This is a genomic window from Sutterella parvirubra YIT 11816, assembly GCF_000250875.1.
GTDB classification, from domain to species: domain Bacteria; phylum Pseudomonadota; class Gammaproteobacteria; order Burkholderiales; family Burkholderiaceae_F; genus Sutterella; species Sutterella parvirubra.
Map to the genome: position 1 here is coordinate 1 of NZ_JH604925.1, position 3,022 is coordinate 3,022.

The following is a 3,022-nucleotide window of genomic DNA, read 5'->3' on the forward strand; positions in this document are numbered from 1 at the left end:
AGTAAATTTTATTTCTTTACTGTTCCTGAGATGTGATGGGGTGATCGGGGCGTCAGGCGGAAGCATCCCGGCCGCCGTCTGCAGCCCGGGCACTTTCCCGCTTGGTGATCGCGCGGACCGACAGACCGACCAACCGGGCGAACGTCTTCGTGTCGCCCAGGGCGTCCGCGACGAATTCGCAAGCCCGGAGGTACGTGAGACCTTCGGGATCGTCGAACCAGCACTCGACGAGGAAGTCGACAATCTCGTCGTCCGACTCGAAGAAGTCGACGGGGTTGAACGGTTTGCTCATGGGTCTCGGCCTCCGCGCTCTGGAACGGACGAGACCATCTTAGTCTTTACTTGGCGAACGGATCGTCCGCGGCGTCCTCATTCCAATGGTATTCGGTGAAGGCGGCGATCCGGCGGGCCTCTTCGACGCTGCGGGTCTTGGCGATGAACCCCAAAGCCATGTCCATCCCGGCGGTGATGCCCGACGATGTCCACACGTTCCCGTCCTCCACCCAGCGGGCCTTCTTCTGCCAGAGGACCTTCGGGGCGTTCTCCAAGACCATCGGGATGGCGTTCTTGCTGGAGGTCGCCTTGCGGCCGTTGAGGAAGCCGGTGCGTGCCAAGAGGAACGAGCCCGTGCAGACCGTGAGGACGTATTGAGCCTTCTCAGCCGCCCGGCGGATCGCATCGAAGAACGCGGGTTCCAACTTCAGCCACTGAGGCGCTGCGCCCGGAATGAGCAGGATCTCGGGGGCGTCGTCGTCCATCTTCTCGGTCATGACGGGCACGCCCTGGGCGCTCGTCACGACGCCGCCCGAGAGCGACACCCAGCGGGTGGTTGCGCCTTCCAAGCAGCCCAGCATCTCGACCGGGCCCATCGCGTCGATGGTTTCAAACCCGGGGAAGAGCACCACCGTAATGACCGGCCCCTCTGATCGGCTCGGTCTACGCGGCGGGGTACGTGCTTTTGGTCGGGCGGCTCATCCGGGCGCCCGGCCGAAGCTGACCGTTTCGAATAGAGAGGTCGGTTACGGCAGCGGCTTCTCGAAGTGCTGAAAGTCTTTGAGCGACTTCCAGTCGCCGCCCCAGCTCCAGCCCTTCGCCTTGAAGAGCTTCACCGCGAGGTCGTCCGCGTCGATGCGGAAGGGGTAGATCCCTTCGCGGTCGGCGTAGGGCCGCCCGGCTTCGGGCTGCACGACGGTGGTGCCGTCCTTCATGACCCGGACGTACGGGTTGTAGAGGGGATTGATGTCGACGGCGAGGCCGCGCGCGTGCGCCGAGAGCTTCTTTGAACCCTTCACGACGCGGAAATTGAAGGCGCTCGAATTGTTCGCCCTCATGCTGGCCTCGTCGTCCGCGCCGAAATCGTCGATCAGCGTCATGCGCTCGATCGGGTACTGAGCTTCGAAGAGCTTCTGAAAGACGTCGGTCACGTCCGCCGCGGCGGCACGGTTCACGACCATTTCACCGCGCCGGATCTTCCCGTCAGCACCGTAGTGGAGGACCGTCACGTAGCGGAGTTCCCCGCGCGGCACCGTGCAGTCCGCCTTGAAGCTCTTTCCCTTCATGCGGGCAAAGACGTCGTCCGGGATCGGCGCGGCCTTGAACCAGTCCCCGATCGGGAACTGTTTGAGTTCGGCGTCGGGGACGACCGTGCCCGGCACCCAAGCCGACTGCTTCGCTTCCGCGGCGGACGCCGAGGGCAGGCCGGCCGTGAAGCAGCCCGCCTCAGCACCGAAGCCTGCGCCTGCGCCGGAGCCCGGCCCGACGGCTCCGAGCACGCCCGAGAGCGCGAGGGCGAGGAGGGCGCTGCGGCCGAAACGGGTGGGCCGGAAAAGGGTGGTCGGGGTCGGTCGGGTCGAAGTCGTCATGGCGGTGCGTTGGTCGGAGGAGTCGGTGAGCGAAGTATGACGGATGGCGCAGTTCGCGGTCGAGCGCGGCTTCAGAAGGGGAGCTCTTCGTCGGCGCAGTCGTTCCGACCGGCTTCGCTGAGGAGATCCCCGTGCGTTGTCTCGGGCGACGGCCGCGTCATACGCATCGGGCGGGTCTGTGCGTCCGGCCATGCCCCGGGCTCAAAACGCTCCGCGGGCGGGGAAAGTTCATCGAGGAGCTTTTCCTCCTGCGGCGTCAGCGGCGCGTTCGACCGCCGGTCACGGCGGCGCATCTCGGAACGCCGCCCTTTGCACCCGCGGCGCTTGCGCTTCTCCTTCAACGAATCCAATTCGTCCTGAAGAAGCGAAGCCGCAAGTTCAGGCTCCATCGACGAGTAGAACGCCGTTTCCTCGGTGTCGAGCCCGCCGTAGAGGTAGATGTCCCAACCGGAGTAGGACGCCCAGTCCTCGGCCTTCTTCCGCTTCTTCTTTTTGCGCTTCACGGACATCCCCCGGGTCTCCTCGTCACCTTCGTCGTACGGATCGTTCAAGCCGCAACTCTACCCGAGCACGTCCCGAAAAGCGAAGGGCCCCGCGATGGGCCCCTCCGCCTTCTCCAAGCCTCCCGGCTTCTTACTCCAACCGGAAGATTTCTTCCAACTCCTGGTCCGTCATGTCGCCGATCCAGCGCTCACCCGTGTTGACGGTCGATTCCGCCAACTTCCGCTTCGTGGTCAGCATCGCGTTGATGCGCTCTTCAAAGGTCCCGGCCGAGATGAATCGGTAGACGAGAACGTCCTTCTGCTGCCCGATGCGGAACGCCCGGTCGGTGGCCTGCTCTTCGATCGCCGGATTCCACCAGAGGTCGTAGTGGACGACGACGTTGGCGGCGGTGAGGTTCAAACCCACCCCGGCCGAGCGGAGCGTCAAGACCATCACCGGGCAGTCCGCGTCCTCCTGGAAGCGGTCGATCATCTCCTGGCGCTGCGCGGTCGGCACCTGCCCGTGGATGAAGGGGATGTTCTTCCCGAACCCCGCCTTCTCGATCCAGGTCTTCAGACGTTCGCCCATCTGCGCGTACTGCGTGAAGACCAGCGTCTTGTTCCCGGCGCTCCGGCACTCTTCGAGGAGTGGGGTGGGGGTCGAAAACCGGACCTGCT

5 protein-coding genes are annotated in these 3,022 nt (G+C 64.7%); all 5 read right to left on the reverse strand.

The window, feature by feature from the left end; genetic code table 11:
* Positions 1-52: 52 nt before the first annotated feature.
* Entirely contained in the window at positions 53-292 is a 240-nt protein-coding gene (locus tag HMPREF9440_RS03430) for a hypothetical protein (RefSeq protein WP_008541541.1), read from the reverse strand.
* A gap of 46 nt (positions 293-338) precedes the next feature.
* Positions 339-905, reverse strand: a complete 567-nt coding sequence (locus HMPREF9440_RS03435; RefSeq protein WP_008541543.1) for a DJ-1/PfpI family protein — start codon at positions 903-905, stop codon at positions 339-341.
* Between the two features lie 114 nt (positions 906-1,019).
* On the reverse strand, positions 1,020-1,862 hold the full coding sequence (locus tag HMPREF9440_RS11640) for a M15 family metallopeptidase (protein WP_008541546.1): 843 nt from the start codon (positions 1,860-1,862) through the stop codon (positions 1,020-1,022).
* 71 nt (positions 1,863-1,933) lie between these two features.
* Positions 1,934-2,371: a hypothetical protein gene (locus tag HMPREF9440_RS03450; RefSeq protein ID WP_040763428.1), complete on the reverse strand. Its 438-nt coding sequence runs from the start codon at positions 2,369-2,371 to the stop codon at positions 1,934-1,936.
* A gap of 124 nt (positions 2,372-2,495) precedes the next feature.
* Positions 2,496-3,022, reverse strand: a 527-nt coding sequence (locus tag HMPREF9440_RS03455; RefSeq protein ID WP_008541548.1) for a DEAD/DEAH box helicase, incomplete at its 5' end; no start/stop codon positions are given.